Annotated in this window: 10 protein-coding genes and 1 pseudogene; 8 read left to right on the top strand and 3 right to left on the bottom strand. The window is 74.3% G+C overall.

Translation table 11 applies throughout. The features are described 5' to 3' along the window. Positions 1 to 135 precede the first annotated feature (135 nt). Both ACSMXR_RS01340 and ACSMXR_RS01335 read left to right on the top strand, forming a co-directional pair. Complete coding sequence (locus ACSMXR_RS01340) at positions 136 to 621, top strand: DedA family protein (protein WP_381796177.1); 486 nt, start codon at positions 136 to 138, stop codon at positions 619 to 621. Between the two features lie 50 nt (positions 622 to 671). Next, entirely contained in the window at positions 672 to 1,622 is a 951-nt protein-coding gene (locus ACSMXR_RS01335) for an arsenic resistance protein (protein ID WP_032787255.1), read from the top strand. A gap of 34 nt (positions 1,623 to 1,656) precedes the next feature. Here ACSMXR_RS01335 and ACSMXR_RS01330 read toward each other — a convergent pair whose 3' ends face one another. Together ACSMXR_RS01330 and ACSMXR_RS01325 are read right to left on the bottom strand one after the other, a co-directional pair. Further along, entirely contained in the window at positions 1,657 to 1,995 is a 339-nt protein-coding gene (locus ACSMXR_RS01330) for a hypothetical protein (RefSeq protein ID WP_137230974.1), read from the bottom strand. Positions 1,996 to 2,012: 17 nt separating this feature from the next. After that, the gene (locus tag ACSMXR_RS01325; RefSeq protein ID WP_473171006.1) at positions 2,013 to 4,016 is read right to left on the bottom strand and encodes a heavy metal translocating P-type ATPase; all 2,004 of its coding nucleotides are present in this window, start codon (positions 4,014 to 4,016) and stop codon (positions 2,013 to 2,015) included. 95 nt (positions 4,017 to 4,111) lie between these two features. On the opposite strand from ACSMXR_RS01325, the gene ACSMXR_RS01320 reads away from it, so the two are divergent. From ACSMXR_RS01320 to ACSMXR_RS01300, 5 genes are all read left to right on the top strand, one after another. Further along, on the top strand, positions 4,112 to 4,501 hold the full coding sequence (locus tag ACSMXR_RS01320; protein ID WP_376184323.1) for an ArsR/SmtB family transcription factor: 390 nt from the start codon (positions 4,112 to 4,114) through the stop codon (positions 4,499 to 4,501). 282 nt (positions 4,502 to 4,783) lie between these two features. Beyond that, complete coding sequence (locus ACSMXR_RS01315) at positions 4,784 to 5,353, top strand: hypothetical protein (RefSeq protein ID WP_473171005.1); 570 nt, start codon at positions 4,784 to 4,786, stop codon at positions 5,351 to 5,353. Continuing rightward, positions 5,350 to 6,909 (top strand): DNA polymerase Y family protein, encoded by a 1,560-nt coding sequence (locus ACSMXR_RS01310; RefSeq protein WP_473171004.1) that lies wholly within the window; start codon positions 5,350 to 5,352, stop codon positions 6,907 to 6,909. The genes ACSMXR_RS01315 and ACSMXR_RS01310 overlap by 4 nt, the downstream gene beginning before the upstream one ends. Beyond that, positions 6,902 to 10,087: an error-prone DNA polymerase gene (locus ACSMXR_RS01305; RefSeq protein WP_473171003.1), complete on the top strand. Its 3,186-nt coding sequence runs from the start codon at positions 6,902 to 6,904 to the stop codon at positions 10,085 to 10,087. Before ACSMXR_RS01310 ends, ACSMXR_RS01305 begins: the two co-directional genes overlap by 8 nt. A gap of 47 nt (positions 10,088 to 10,134) precedes the next feature. Then, positions 10,135 to 11,013 (top strand): phosphotransferase, encoded by an 879-nt coding sequence (locus ACSMXR_RS01300; protein WP_473171002.1) that lies wholly within the window; start codon positions 10,135 to 10,137, stop codon positions 11,011 to 11,013. 42 nt (positions 11,014 to 11,055) lie between these two features. Here the strand turns inward: ACSMXR_RS01300 and ACSMXR_RS01295 are convergent. Beyond that, positions 11,056 to 12,497, bottom strand: a pseudogene (locus ACSMXR_RS01295) (hypothetical protein). 231 nt (positions 12,498 to 12,728) lie between these two features. Here ACSMXR_RS01295 and ACSMXR_RS01290 point away from each other — a divergent pair. Continuing rightward, positions 12,729 to 14,009 carry a molybdopterin-dependent oxidoreductase gene (locus ACSMXR_RS01290; RefSeq protein WP_473171001.1) on the top strand — a complete coding sequence of 427 codons (1,281 nt, stop codon included), beginning with the start codon at positions 12,729 to 12,731 and terminating at the stop codon, positions 14,007 to 14,009. Positions 14,010 to 14,022: the final 13 nt, after the last annotated feature.

Below are 14,022 nucleotides of genomic sequence, written 5' to 3'. Positions count from 1 at the left end.
ACGGAACAGGCAGGGGCGGGGCTCAGGTGAGAGACGGTGACCGGGCTCGTGCGCGTCGTGCGTCCGACGGGGCGGAAGCGCTCGTGCGGGTGACGGGGAACACGGGTTTCGGGTCCGCGCCCGGGGCGGGGCGCCGTGGATAAGATCGCGCTCGCGGCCGGAGCCCTGTACGTCATCGTCCTGCTCCGCGCCGGAGGGACCTTCGCCGTCGGATGGCTCGCCGGCGCCGGCGCCCGGCGCAGCAGGTTCGCCGAGCGGATCTCTTCGGCGAAGTTCCGGCGTGCCGAGCGGGCGATCCAGCGGTGGGGTGCGCCGATGGTGGCCGTCTCCTTCCTGACGGTCGGTTTCCAGACCGCCGCCAACTTCCTCGCGGGCAGTATGCGCATGCCGTTGTCCCGCTATCTCCCCGCCCTGTTCGTGGGCGGAGCGGCCTGGGCGCTGATCTACGCGACCGCGGGACTCGGCGTGCTCGAAGTGCTCGGTAGGCTTTTCGCCGAGCGGACGGCCTTCGGGGTGTCCGCCGTGGCCGTGGCCCTGCTCGCGGTGTGCGGGGTGGTGGTGTACCGCAGGAGAAGGGCGGCGCTGTCCGCCGGTGGCACCGCCGCCGCCGACGAGGCGTGAACCCGCGAGGAGTACGTACGTTGTCGTCACCGTCCGGCCCGGTCGCGGGGATGGAGCGCCATCAGGTCGCCGTCTATGTGGGGGCCCTGGCCGCCGGGGGCCTGGTGGGCTGGGCCGTGCCCGGTGCGGGGCCGGGGCTGGAGCGCGCGATCAACCCGGTGCTGGCCGCGCTGCTGTACGTGACGTTCCTGCAGGTGCCCGCCGCTGAACTGGTGCGTTCGGTGCGGGCCGGGCGGTTCCTGGCCGCGACGCTGGTGGTGAACTTCGTCGTGGTGCCGCTGGTGGTCGCCGCGATGTTCGCCTTCCTCCCGGACGACCGGGCGGTCCGCCTGGGCGTGCTGCTGGTCCTGCTGGCCCCGTGCATCGATTACGTGATCGTCTTCAGCGGGCTCGCCGGTGGCAGCAGTGAACGCCTGCTCGCCGCCACCCCGTTGCTGCTCCTCGCCCAGATGGTGCTGCTGCCGGTCTATCTGTTCCTGTTCATGGGCCCGGACCTGGCCGAGGTCGTGGAGGCCGGACCGTTCGTCGAGGCGTTCGTCGTGCTGATCGTCGTCCCGCTCACGCTGGCCTGGCTGACCCAGGCGTGGGCCGCACGGCGCCCGGCCGGACAGCGGGTCGCCGACGCGATGGGCACGACGATGGTGCCGCTGATGGCCGCCGTCCTGCTCACCGTGGTCGCCTCCCAGGTACCGAAGCTCGGCGACTCGGGCAGCCTGGGCGACGTGGGCCGTGTCGTGCCGTTCTACGTCGCGTTCCTCGTCGTGATGGCGTTCGCCGGGCTCGGCGTCGCCCGCCTGTTCCGCCTGGACGCTCCGGCCGGCCGGGCCATCGTGTTCACCGGCGCGACCCGTAACTCCCTGGTCGTCCTGCCCCTCGCCCTGGCACTGCCGGACGCGCTGGCCGTCGCCGCGGTGGTCGTGGTCACCCAGACCCTGGTCGAGGTGATCGGCATGGTGGTCTACGTCCGGGCCGTCCCCCGGCTGCTGCCGCTCCGGGGCTGATCCGCACCGCCGCGCCCGCCGCGCAGGCCCTGGCTCACCGCCGTACCGCCGTGCCCGCCCGCGCGGCGAGGGCCTCCAGAACCGACGCGTGGGCCCGGTCCACCGAGACGTCCAGGTGAACCCGGTCCTCGCCGGTGGCGGCGGAGACGGCGAAGGTGAAGAACGAACAGCAGGCGCTCTCGCGCGACGCCAGTTCACGGACCCGCTCCGCCACCCCCGGGCCGCCCGCCAGGTCGAGACGTAGCCGCAGCACGGACGGGCGGGACAGCGCGGTCAGCCGTTCGGCGAACAGCGCGTCCCACTCGGCGACCCGCAGGGGCTGTTCCTCGGTGGGCAGGGTGCAGGACGGGGGCACCCAGGCAGGCTCGGTCATCGTGGTCACTCCCGTCGTCACGTTCCCCGGAGGGGAACATCTTCGACGGTGGACCGTACCCGGGGCCAGGCGGCTTCGCGCAGCAGCCGCAGGCCGTTGAGGCCGACGATGACGGTGGAGCCCTCGTGTCCGGCGACGCCCAGGGGCAGGGGCAGGGTGCCGATCAGGTCCCAGGCGACGAGGACGGTGATGAACGTTCCGGCGATGGCCAGGTTCTGGATGACGAGGCGGCGTGCGGTGCGGGAGAGCTGGACGACGGAGGGGATGGTGGCGAGTTCGTCGCGCACCACGATGGCGTCGGCGGTCTCCAGGGCGAGGTCGGAGCCGGCCTTGCCCATCGCGATCCCGGAGTGCGCGGCGGCAAGGGCAGGGGCGTCGTTGACGCCGTCGCCGACCACCAGCACCCGGCGTCCTTCCGCCTCCCACGCCCTGACCGCGGCGACCTTGTCCTGGGGGAGGAGTCCGGCGCGGACGTCGGTGATGCCGACCTGGGCGGCCAGGTGCCGGGCAGCGCGCTCGTTGTCGCCGGTGAGCAGGACGGGAGTGCGGCCGGTCAGCTCGGTGAGGGCGGCGACGGTCGCCGCGGCGTCGGGCCGCAGCCGGTCGGCGATGCCGAGCACGCCGACCACGGTGCCGTCCCGCACCACGGTGACGGCCGTGTGCCCGGTGCCCTCCAGCTCGGCCACGGCCACGGCCTCGTCGGACGGCGCGGTGTCGCTGCCGGTGGACAGCCGGGAGGGGGAGCCGACCCGGACGGTGCGGCCCTCGACGGTGGCGGTGACGCCTTCACCGGGGACGGAGGAGAAGCCGGTGGCCCCGGGCAGGTGAAGGCCGCGTTCGCGGGCGGCGTCGACGACGGCGCGGGCGAGCGGATGCTCGCTGGGATGTTCGGCCGCTGCCGCCAGGGCGAGCAGGCCGTCCTCGTCCAGGCCGGTGCCGGGCAGGGGCCGGATGCCGGTGACACGAGGGGCGCCTTCGGTGAGGGTGCCGGTCTTGTCCAGGGCCACGAGATCGACCTGGCCCAGGCGTTCCATGACGACGGCCGACTTGGCCAGCACACCGCGCCGTCCCGCGTTGGCGATGGAGGACAGCAGCGGCGGCATGGTGGAGAGCACCACCGCGCACGGCGAGGCGACGATCATGAACGTCATCGCGCGCAGCAACGCGGACTGGAGGGTGGTTCCGAAGGCCAGCGGGATCAGGAAGACGGCGAGGGTCGCGACGACCATGCCGATCGAGTAGCGCTGTTCGATCCTCTCGATGAACAGCTGGGTGGGGGCCTTGGTCTCGGAGGCCTCCTCGACCATCCTCACGATCCGGGCGATCACCGAGTCCGAAGGGTCGCGCTCCACCCGTACGCGCAGGGCGCCGGTGCCGTTGACCGTACCGGCGAACACCTCGCCCCCGGCCCGCTTGGCCACCGGCAGCGGCTCGCCGGTGATGGTGGCCTGGTCGACATCGCTCGTCCCGTCGAGGACCCGGCCGTCGGCGCCGACCCGCTCCCCGGGGCGCACCAGGATCGTGTCCCCGACGGCGAGTTCCCGGGAGCCGACGCTCTCCTCGGTCCCGTCGGGCAGCACGCGGGTCGCGGTGGCGGGCGCGAGGTCCAGCAGACCCCGCACGGAGTCCGCGGTCCGGGCGGTGGCCACGGCCTCCAGGGCACCGGAGGTGGCGAAGATGACGATCAGCAGCGCCCCGTCGAGGACCTGCCCGATCGCGGCCGCCCCGAGGGCGGCGACGACCATCAGCAGATCCACGTCCAGCGTCCTGTCCTTCAGCGCCTTCAGCCCCTCCCGGCCCGGCTCCCAGCCGCCGGTGGCATAGGTCGCGGCGAACAGGGCGCCCCACAGCCACGCCGGGCCGCCCAGCAGATGGACGGGCAGGGCGAGGAGGAACAACACCAGCGCCGCGAGCGCCCACCGGGCCTCCGGCAGCGCCAACAGGCGGGTCCGGCGTCTCGGCGGGGCCGGGCGCGCGGCTCCGGCGGGCCGCGCGGACCGCTGATCCAGGACAGAAGACATGGCAGAGCAACCCTTCACGGGCGGGCGACGACAACGACCTCACCGTACAGGAACATATGAACAGGTCTTCAAGTGTCATCGGTATGATGAGGTCCATGGGCCACGGACGCGACACCGCCACCACCAGCGCCAGCACCCGCGAGCGCCTCGACGCGGTCGGCACCGCCGACGTCGCCGCCACCCTCCAGGCCCTGGCCACCCCGTCCCGGCTCTACATCCTCGCCCGCCTCCAGGAAGGCCCCTGCTCGGTGAGCGACCTCGCCGAAGCCGTCGGCATGGAGAACTCGGCCTGCTCCCACCAGCTCCGCCTGCTGCGCAACCTCGGCCTGGTGACCGGCGAACGCCAAGGCCGCAGCATCGTCTACTCCCTCTACGACAACCACGTCGCCGAACTCCTCGACCAGGCCCTCTATCACGTCGAGCACCTGCGCCTCGGACTCCACGACACCTCGGCCCGCGAACCCGCCGCCACCACCGGCCGCTGACGCGAGCGCCCACCCCCGGCACCGGATCGACAGCTGGAGCCCGCGCCGCCGAAGTGTGCGTGGTCCGGTCGCTTCGGCGTCTCGTCGCTGCCCTGGGGATCAGTGGTTCAGTGCATCGAACGACCAGGGATGACCTGGCTTGAATTATTCGAACGTTCGAGCGAATATCGAAGAGTGTGGACAGCTCAGCAGGTAGTCGAGGCGCGTGGCGCGGAAGCCGGTGCGGTGGCGTCGCCGCTCTCCGGCCTGCTGCCGGGAGGAGGTATTCGCCCTGGTACCACAGTGGGTGCGGGCGGAGACCTGCCGCTGCTACTGGCGCTGGCCGCATTGGCGGCAGCGGAGTCGGTGGCGTGGGCGGCGGTGGGAGTGCCGGAGCTGGGTGGGCTGGCGGCGGCACAGGCCGGTCTGGATCTGGCCACAGGTCTGGTGGTGAGCGACCCTGGGCCACGCGCGGCCCAGGTGCTCGCCGTCCTGCTGGAGTCGGTGCCGGTGGTGCTCGTCGGCGCCTCGGTACGGGTGCCGGAGCGGGCGGTGCGCCGGCTGCGGGCGGTGATGCGGCGCAGCGGAGCGGTGCTGCTGGCGGCGGGCCGCTGGCCCGGGGCGGATGTGCAGCTCCGGGTGGCGCCGGTGGGCTGGACCGGGGTGGGCCGGGGGCACGGGCTGTTGCGCGGCCGCCGGGTGACGGTGACGGCGGGCGGGCGCGGCGCTGCCGCCGCGCCGCGCAGCGTGGAGCTGTGGCTGCCCGGTCCGGACGGTCTGGTGGGCATGGCGGGCGTGACGGGCATGGCGGAGCAGGGGGCGGCGGAGGCCGTGCGGGGCGGGGCGCGGGCGGATCTCCGCGTCGTCGGATGACCGGGGCGTCCGATTCCGTACGGGTGGTCGTGGTCTGGGTGCCCGACTTCCCGGTGCTGGCCTGCGGTACGCGGGACGGTGCGCCGGTGGCCGTGGTGCACCGGGGCGCGGTGGTGGCGTGCTCCGCGTCCGCGCGGGCGGCCGGGGTCCGGCGGCGCATGCGGCTGCGGGCCGCGCAGGCCCGGTGCCCCGGGCTGCGGGTCGTCGAACGGGACCTCGCCGCCGAGGTGAGGATGTTCGAACAGGTGGTGCACCGCGTGGAGGCGGAGGTGGTGCCCCGGCTGGAGGTGATCCGGCCCGGGCTGATCGCGGCCCCGGCGCGCGGAGCCGCCCGGTACTGGGGCGGCGAACCGCAGCTGTCCGTACGGCTGGCCGACACCGTCACCGCACTCGGGCTGCCCGCCCGGGTCGGGATCGCCGACAGCACCTTCGCGGCGGCGCTCGCGGCCCGCCGGGGCGACGGAGTGATCGTCCCGGCGGACGGGAACGCCGCGTTCCTGGCCCCGTACCCGGTGGGCGTGCTGGGCGTGCCCGGCCTGGCCGAACTGCTGAAGCAGCTCGGCATCCGTACCGTCGGGGACTTCGCACGGCTGCCGGCCGGCCGGGTCGCGGAGCGGCTCGGCACGGAGGGCATCGGCGCCCACCGCGTCGCCCGTGGCGGGCAGGCCCGGCCGGTGTCCGTACGGACCGCCGCCCAGGACCACACGGTGCGGCGGCTGTTCGAGGTCCCCGAGGAGCAGACGGAAGCGGTCGTGTTCGTGGCCGTCGCGCTCGCGGACGAGCTGCACGAACGCCTGGCGGCGGCAGGGGTGGTGTGCGCGCGGGTGGAAGCCGTGGTCGGGACGGCCGACGGCCGGACCCTGACGCGGATCTTCCGGCACGAGGGGCGGCTGTCCTCCCGGGCGGTGGCCGAGCGGGTGCGCGGCGTACTGGCCGCCTGGTCCGAGAAGGGCCTGCTGGACGCAGGCGGCGCGGAACCGGGCATCCGCCGCCTGGCCCTGCGCCCCGACGGGATCTCCCCGGACACCGGCTCGCAGGGCGCGTTCGACGGCGAGCGGGACACCCCGGTGGAGGTGGAACGGGCCGCCGCCCGGGTGCAGGCGGTGCTCGGGCACCGGGCGGTCACCCGGATCATCGAGGTCGGCGGCCGGGGGCCGGGCGACCGGATCCGGCTCGTCCCGGTCGGCGACGTCCCCGACGACGGCGCGGGCGGCGCGGGCGCCGGGGACGGTCCCTGGCCGGGACGGCTGCCCGCCCCGCACCCGGCCGCGGTCTACCCGGTACGGCGTCCGGCCCGGCTCACCGGGACCGACGGCGCGCCGGTCGGCGTGGCCGGCCGGCTGGAACTGTCGGCCGAGCCCGCGTTCCTCGCGGTCGACGGGCGCCGCCGGGCCGGGGTGAACGGGTGGGCCGGTCCCTGGCCGGTGCTGGAGCGGTGGTGGACGCGCGACAGCGGCCGACGGATCGCCCGGATGCAGGTCACCACCGACGACGGGCACGCGTGGCTGCTCCTCGTCGACCGGGGCCGATGGTGGGTGGAGGCCCACTATGGGTGACCTCCTCCGCCTCCCCACCGCCGACCGCCCGGAGGACGGCTGGGCCGAACTGCACGTGCACAGCGCGTTCTCCTTCCTCCGCGGGGCGAGCGGGCCGGAGGACCTGGTCGCCGAGGCCGCCCGGCTCGGCATCGGCGTACTGGCGGTGACGGACGTGGACGGCCTCCACGCCGCGCGCCGCCTGCACGCCGCCGCCCGCGAGCACGGGATCGGCACCGTCCACGGCGCCGAACTCACCCTCGGCGACCCCGTCCTGGGAACACCGGTGGTGCTCGCCCGCACCGTGGAAGGGTTCCGGCTGCTGTCGGCGGTGATCTCCGCCGCGCAGCTCGCCGGGTCGAAGAACGCCCCGGTCTACGACCTGGACGCGGTGGCCCGGGCGGCCGCCGCGGGGCACTGGGCCGTCCTGCCCGGCTGCCCGCCGCCGGACGCCGACCGGTGCGACGTCACCGCCGTCGCCCACCGGCTCGCCCGGCTGACCGACGTCTTCGGCACGAGCGGTACGCACGCCGAACTGGTCGACCACCGGCTCCCGGAGGACTCGGTCGCCGCCGACGCGATGTGGGTGGCCGCCCGCCGGGTCGGGATCCCCGTGGTGGCCACCGGCGCCGTGCACTACGCGGCCCCCCGCCAGGCCCGGGTGGCCCAGGCGCTCACCGCGCTGCGCCGCCGCGAGACCCTGGACCGGGCCGCCGGGCATCTGATGGCCGCCCCGACCGCCCATCTGCGCCCCCGGGCCGAACGCGCGGCCTTCCTGTCGCGGTACCCAGGCGTCGCGGACACCACCCTCGCCCTGGGCCGCGCCTGCGTGATCGACCTCGGCGAACTGCGCCCCGAACTACCGGAGTTCGCGGTACCCGCAGGACATACGCAGGACTCGTGGCTGCGGGACCGCGCCGAGGCCGCCTGCGCCGACCGCTACGGCCCCCGCACCGACCCGGGGGCAGAGGCGGCCTGGCGGCAGCTCGACCACGAACTCGGACTCGTCGCCGGACTCGGGCTCGCGGGCTACTTCCTGATCGTCCACGACATCGTCCGGCACGCCGCCGACCAGGGGATCTGGTGCCAGGGCCGGGGCTCCGCCGCCAGCAGCGTGATCTGCTACGTCCTCGGCATCACCGCCGTCGACCCGCTCCGGCACGGTCTGCTCTTCGAGCGGTTCCTGTCCCTGGAGAAGGCGGGCCCGCCGGACATCGACCTCGACCTGGAGTCCGGACGCCGTGAGGAGGTCATCCAGTACGTCTACACCCGTTACGGCCGCCGGCACGCCGCCCAGGTCGCCAACATGATCACCTATCAGCCGAGGCTCGCGGTCCGCGACGCCGCCCGCGTCCTCGGCTACCCGGAGGCACAGACCCGGGAGATGACCCGGCACATCCACCACACCCCGCCCGGCCCCGACACCGCGCTCCCCGACGACGTACGCGACCTCGCCGCCCAGCTCCACACCCTCCCGAGGCACCTCGGGGTGCACTCGGGCGGCATGGTCCTCACCCGGCAGCCCATCGGCGAGATCATGCCCGTGGAGTGGGCGACCGCCGAGGGCCGCAGCGTCCTCCAGGGCGACAAGGACGACGTCGCCGCCGCCCGGCTCGTCAAGATCGACCTGCTGGGTCTCGGCATGCTGTCCGCCCTCCACACCGCCTGCGACCTCATCCACGAGCACCACGGCGTCCGTTACGACCTCACGTCCATTCCCCAGGACGATCCGGACGTCTACGAGATGATCGCGAGAGGGGACACCATCGGCGTCTTCCAGGTCGAGTCCCGTGCCCAGATCTCCACCCTGCCCCAGCTGCGGCCGACCAGGTTCGAGGACCTGGCCGTCGCCGCGTCCATCATCCGCCCCGGCCCCATCCAGGCCGGCAGCAAGCACCCGCTGCTCCGCCGACGGCGCGGCGAGGAGGCGGTGACATACCCCCACCCGCTCGCGAAAGCCGCGCTGGAGCCGACCCTCGGCGTCGCCCTCTGGCAGGAGCAGGCCATGCAACTCGCCATCGACTGCGCGGGGTTCAGCCCCGGCGAGGCCGACCGGCTCAGGAAGGCGATGGCGGCCAAGCACGCCCCGGAGAAGGTCGCCGCGATGCGCGGCCGCCTGCTGACCGGCATGGCCGGACGCGGCATCCCGCCGGCCGCTGCCCAGAAGATCGTCTCGATGATCGAAGCCTTCTCCGACTACGGGTTCCCGCAGTCCCACGCTCAGTCGATGGCCGGGCTCATCTACGCCAGCGCCTGGATCAAGCACCACCACCCGGCCGCGCTCATCGCGGCGATCATGGCGAACCAGCCGATGGGCTTCTACGACACCCAGACCCTCATCGGCGACGCGGAACGGCACGGCATCACCGTCCACGGACCCGCCGTCCGGACCTCCCGCGTCCACGCCACCCTCGAACCCGGACCGGCCCCCGCTTCGACATCCGGCCCGATGCCCGCTTCGATGTCCGGCCCGGCGTCCGGGGCGCGGCCCCCGGCGATCCGCCGCGGTCTGACCAGCGTCACCGGCCTCGGCGAACAGGCCGCCGAGGAGATCATCGCCCTCCGTACGGAGCGGCCGTTCACCGACCTGGACGACTTCGCCGCCCGTACCCGGCTGCCGGCCCGGATCCTGGAGCAGTTGGCCACCGCGGGCGCACTCGACGGACTGGGCGGACACCGTCGCACCGCCCTGTGGAGCGCCGGCACCGCACCCGGCCGCACGCGCCAGCCCCCGCTCCCCGGACTCGCCACCCCCGGGACCGCGCCCGAACTCACCTCCATGACCACCGCCGAGGAGACCACCGCCGACATCGTCGCCACCGGCGCCAGCGCCACCGCCCACCTCGTCCAGCACATCCGCCCCCACCTGGACCGCCTCGGCACGCTCCCCACGGCCACCGCCCGTACGCTCCCCGACCGGGCCCGGGTCAGGATCGGCGGGCTGCCGAAGTACCTCCAACGCCCCCCGACCGCCCACGGCGTGGCCTTCGGCGCGATCGAGGACGAGACCGGCATGATCAACCTCGTCTTCGCCCCGCACATCTGGGACCGCTGCTACCGGACCCTCATCGACGCCCCCGCCGTCCTCCTCACCGGCCGGATCGAGCGCAGCGACGGCACGGTCAACGTCGCCGTCGACCGGGTGGAGACGATCCCCGTGGCCGCGCCCGTACCCCGGCGCCACGTCGGGCACCGCTAGCGCACGGGCCGGAGCGCGCTCCCCGCCGCGCGGCCATCATGAGACCCATGACTTCTCCCTCGCCACGCTGGGCGCGCGTCGAGCGCCTCGATGCCGCGAAGACGCTCGACGCCCTCCATGCCCGGACCGGTGTCCGGCTGATCCTGGAGGGCCCCTGCCCGGGCGGGCAGGTCGGCACCGCCTATGTGCGCGGGCCGGACCATCGCCGTTCCGTGCTCAAATGGCGGCCGCACAGCCGGGTCGCGGACCTGGAGGCAGGGCCGCTCACCGTCAGCCGCGTGCTACGACGCGCGGGCTGTCCGGCCCCGGCCACCGAGCTGGTCGCCCAGGTCGGCCACGCGGTCGTCATGGTCCAGGAGCTCCTGCCCGGCACGAAGGTCGATCACCTCGACCACCCCACCCTGCTCCAGGCCCTCGCACTCAACCGGTTGCAGGCCGGCCGGCTCGCCGACCACCCCGAGGTCCCCGCCGCCGAGCTGTTCCTGCGTCAGGACGGCCCCGGCTACTGCCTGCACGAACCGCTCCGCCGGCACAACCGCCGCAGCGCCGCGCTGGAACGCCGGGTCGCGGAGGTCGGTGCGGGCCACCCCGACCGGCTGCCCGGCGACGACGCCGTGCACATGGACTTCCACCCCGGAAACCTGCTGGCGACCGGCGGTTCGATCACCGGAGTCGTCGACTGGGACGGAGCCGCCCGCGGGGATCACCGCTTCGACCTGGTCACCCTGCGCTTCGGCATCCACGGCGGGGGAGCGGACCCGGCGGCGACGCGGCATCTCGACGCCGTGCTCGACGCGCTCCCCGAGGACGTCCTGCGGCCCGCCTGGGCGCACATGAGTCTCCGCATGGTCGACTGGGCCGTCAGACACTTCGCCCCGTCCGACGTGGAGCACTGGCTCGACCTCGCCGAACAGCGCCTGGGCTGACGGAGACCGGCACCCGCCACGCCGCACCACAGAGGCCGCCGCTCACCAGCCCGTCCACAGCAGGTGGTTGATCAGCAGCGCCGGAACGGCCGACGCGACCAGCCAGTACCGCACCCTCCGGCGGGGAAGCAGCGCCGCCGCGGGCAGCAGCCACAGCAGGAACGGCTGCCAGATGCGCTCGGTCTCCGCCTTGCTCATCCCGGAGAGATCCGCGGCGAGCAGCGCCGCCAGCGCCGCGAGCACGAGCAACGCCAGTCTTCCCTCCGGGGAGGCCGCCGCCGGGCCGCGCCGCAGCGCCGCCCGTACGGCACCGGGCGCGGCCACCGCGCTCCGGCGCAGCCCGGCGACGGCGGCGAGCCCGGCCGCGAGGGTCGAGCAGGCCAGGTTGGCCCAGACCCAGTAGCCGTACGGGCGGACACCGCCCGCGCCCTGGTAGTAGCGCTCGACCAACAGGTGGTACGCGGTCCACCAGTTGAACCCGGCGAGGGTGAAGGCCACCGGGGCCACCAGCGCGCCGAGCAGGAACAGCGGCACCGTGCGGGCGGTCCGGGCGAGCACCAGCACCGCGAGCAGGACCGCCGCCATCAGCCCCAGCCCGTAACTGAGGTAGCAGGTCCACCCGAACAGCAGACCCCCGCCGACCGCCGCCACGGCCGGGAAGCGGACCCGGCGGGTGGCGGCCAGGGCGAGCAGCGCCACCGACCAGGCGGCGACCGCGGTGAAGTAGCCGTCGGCCGACACGCCCGCCCAGACGGCGGCCGGGGCGAGGACGAGGAAGGGCGCGGCACGCCGGGCCAGGCGCTCGTCGGCCAGCACCCGCACGATGATCAGGGCGGCCAGCACCGCCGAACTGCCCACCACGACACACCAGAGCGCCGCCCAGGCGCCGCCGCCGAGCCCGATGCGGTCCAGCCACACGAAGGTCAGCGTCGCGCCCGGCGGGTGCCCGGCGACATGGCGGGCCAGTTGCCGGGCTCGCCGATGACGATGTGGTTCGTGAAGTCGCGCAGGGTGGCGGGGATGTCCTCGAAGCGGTCGATGACCCGCAGATACTCGTGCTTCGTGGTGAGCCGCTTCGCGACGCCCCGGTGCCAGCCGTCGATCAGCGCCAGCGCGAAGACCCAGGCCATGGACCCGGCCCAGGCCGCCGCCAGCAGCCCGCGCCAGGGCAGCCGGGCGGCGAGCGGCGGGCCGTAGGCGACCACCAGGACCGCCATGACCAGGGCGGCCGGGGTGCCGGGGCCCAGATGCGGGTCCCAGGAGGCCAGCAGGGGCGGCCACTGGGCGCGCAGACTGCCGTCCCGGTTCTGGATGACATGGCCGACGACCACCGCGGCCGTGACCAGCAGCACGCCCGCGGCGGCCACGATCAGGTCGGCCCGCCCCGCGCGCCGGGCGCGGTCGTCGGTGCGGTCCGGCGGTGCGGGCGGGCCGTGCCCGGTGCCGCCCGCGGTGTCCGTGGGGGTGATGTCCTCGGTCTTCACGCTGGCACGCTATGCACACCGGGCGGCGATCGGACGGCAATCGGGCGGTACGGCGGGGCCGCGTCACCGAACCGTCAGATCTCCCGCCACCGGCATGCCGTTCCCCACCCACCAGCATTCCGTTTCCCGTCCACCGGCATGCCGGTGGACGCCCCTCCCGGCCGCGACGTCAGAATTTCGTCAGGAGTCGCGTCCGCCCACCGGCGGTGTTCCCCGCTTAGCGTCGGCCTCATGCCCGAACGCCGCCGGATCCGCACCCTCACCGACCTCCCCGCTTCCCTCCGCGCCCTGCGCACGCCCGCCGACCCGGGATTCTGGCGCAGCCCCGTGCGCGGGGCGCGCTTCACCGCCGTGCTCGGCGTCGTCCTGCTCGCCGGGCTCACCCTGCTGTTCGTCACCGGTCTGCTCTCGTACGCCGCCTACAACCCGGACCTGAACCGGGTCAACGACAAGACCCCGGGCAAGGGATGGCTCGGCTTCTACCTGTTCTCCTGGCCGACCGGCCCGCACTGGCTCTACCGGCTGACCCAGGGCCTGCACGTCACCGTCGGCATCGTGCTCGTGCCCGTCCTGCTCGCCAAGCTCTGGTCGGTGATCCCCCGGCTCTTCGCGCTGCCGCCCGCCCGTTCCGTGGGCCACGCCCTGGAGCGGATCTCGCTGCTGCTGCTCGTGGGCGGGGCCCTGTTCGAGTTCCTCACCGGGCTGCTCAACATCCAGCTGGACTACCTCTTCCCCGGGTCCTTCTACACCCTGCACTTCTACGGGGCCTGGGTCTTCCTCGCCGGGTTCGTCACCCATACGGTCCTCAAACTGCCCCAGGCCGTACGGGTGTTGCGCAACGGCATCCCGCGCGGCGAACCGGACACCCTCGCCGCCCCCGACCCGCTGCCCGCCACCCTGTCCCGGCGCGGCGCGCTGGCCATGGTGGGGGCCGGGTCGCTCCTTCTGCTGATCACCTCGGCCGGCCGCAGCTTCGACGGACCGCTGCGCCGCATCGCGCTCCTCACCCCGCGCGGCGGCACCGACCCGGGACCGGGCCCGAACGCCTTCCAGATCAACAAGACCGCCGCCGCCGTACGGATCACGCCCGCCGACACCGGTGAGCGCTGGCGGCTGACGGTACGGGGTCCGGCCGGTGAACTCCGCCTCTCACGGGCCGATCTGCTGGCCATGGAACAGCACAGCGCGGCGCTTCCGATCGCCTGCGTGGAGGGCTGGTCGACCTCGGACCAGCTCTGGCGCGGGGTGCGGCTCTCCGACCTGGCGGCGCTCGCCGGACACCCGGACCGGCCGCCGGGCGTGTTCGTCGAGTCGCTCCAGCGCAGCGGCTCCTTCCGCAAGGCCGCGCTGCGCGACAACCAGGTCCGCGACGGCCGTTCGCTGCTCGCGCTGGAGGTGAACGGGGCGCCGCTGTCACCGGACCACGGCTATCCGGCCCGGATCATCGTCCCCGCCGCGCCCGGCGTGCTGAACACCAAGTGGGTCGAGACCCTGACGTTCGGAGAGCTGTGATGTCCACCCGAGC

The sequence above is a fragment of the Streptomyces sp. DSM 106670 genome (assembly GCF_055792845.1).
The sequence above is the reverse complement of the archived record's forward strand: the minus strand, read 5'-3'. Positions and strand labels throughout refer to the sequence as shown.

Coding starts and splice junctions, on each gene's coding strand:
- ACSMXR_RS01335 (WP_032787255.1), top strand. CDS start 672: ATGGAGCGCCATCAGGTCGCCGTCTATGTGGGGGCCCTGGCCGCCGGG.
- ACSMXR_RS01330 (WP_137230974.1), bottom strand. CDS start 1,995: ATGACCGAGCCTGCCTGGGTGCCCCCGTCCTGCACCCTGCCCACCGAG.
- ACSMXR_RS01325 (WP_473171006.1), bottom strand. CDS start 4,016: ATGTCTTCTGTCCTGGATCAGCGGTCCGCGCGGCCCGCCGGAGCCGCG.
- ACSMXR_RS01320 (WP_376184323.1), top strand. CDS start 4,112: ATGGGCCACGGACGCGACACCGCCACCACCAGCGCCAGCACCCGCGAG.
- ACSMXR_RS01310 (WP_473171004.1), top strand. CDS start 5,350: ATGACCGGGGCGTCCGATTCCGTACGGGTGGTCGTGGTCTGGGTGCCC.
- ACSMXR_RS01305 (WP_473171003.1), top strand. CDS start 6,902: ATGGGTGACCTCCTCCGCCTCCCCACCGCCGACCGCCCGGAGGACGGC.
- ACSMXR_RS01300 (WP_473171002.1), top strand. CDS start 10,135: ATGACTTCTCCCTCGCCACGCTGGGCGCGCGTCGAGCGCCTCGATGCC.
- ACSMXR_RS01290 (WP_473171001.1), top strand. CDS start 12,729: ATGCCCGAACGCCGCCGGATCCGCACCCTCACCGACCTCCCCGCTTCC.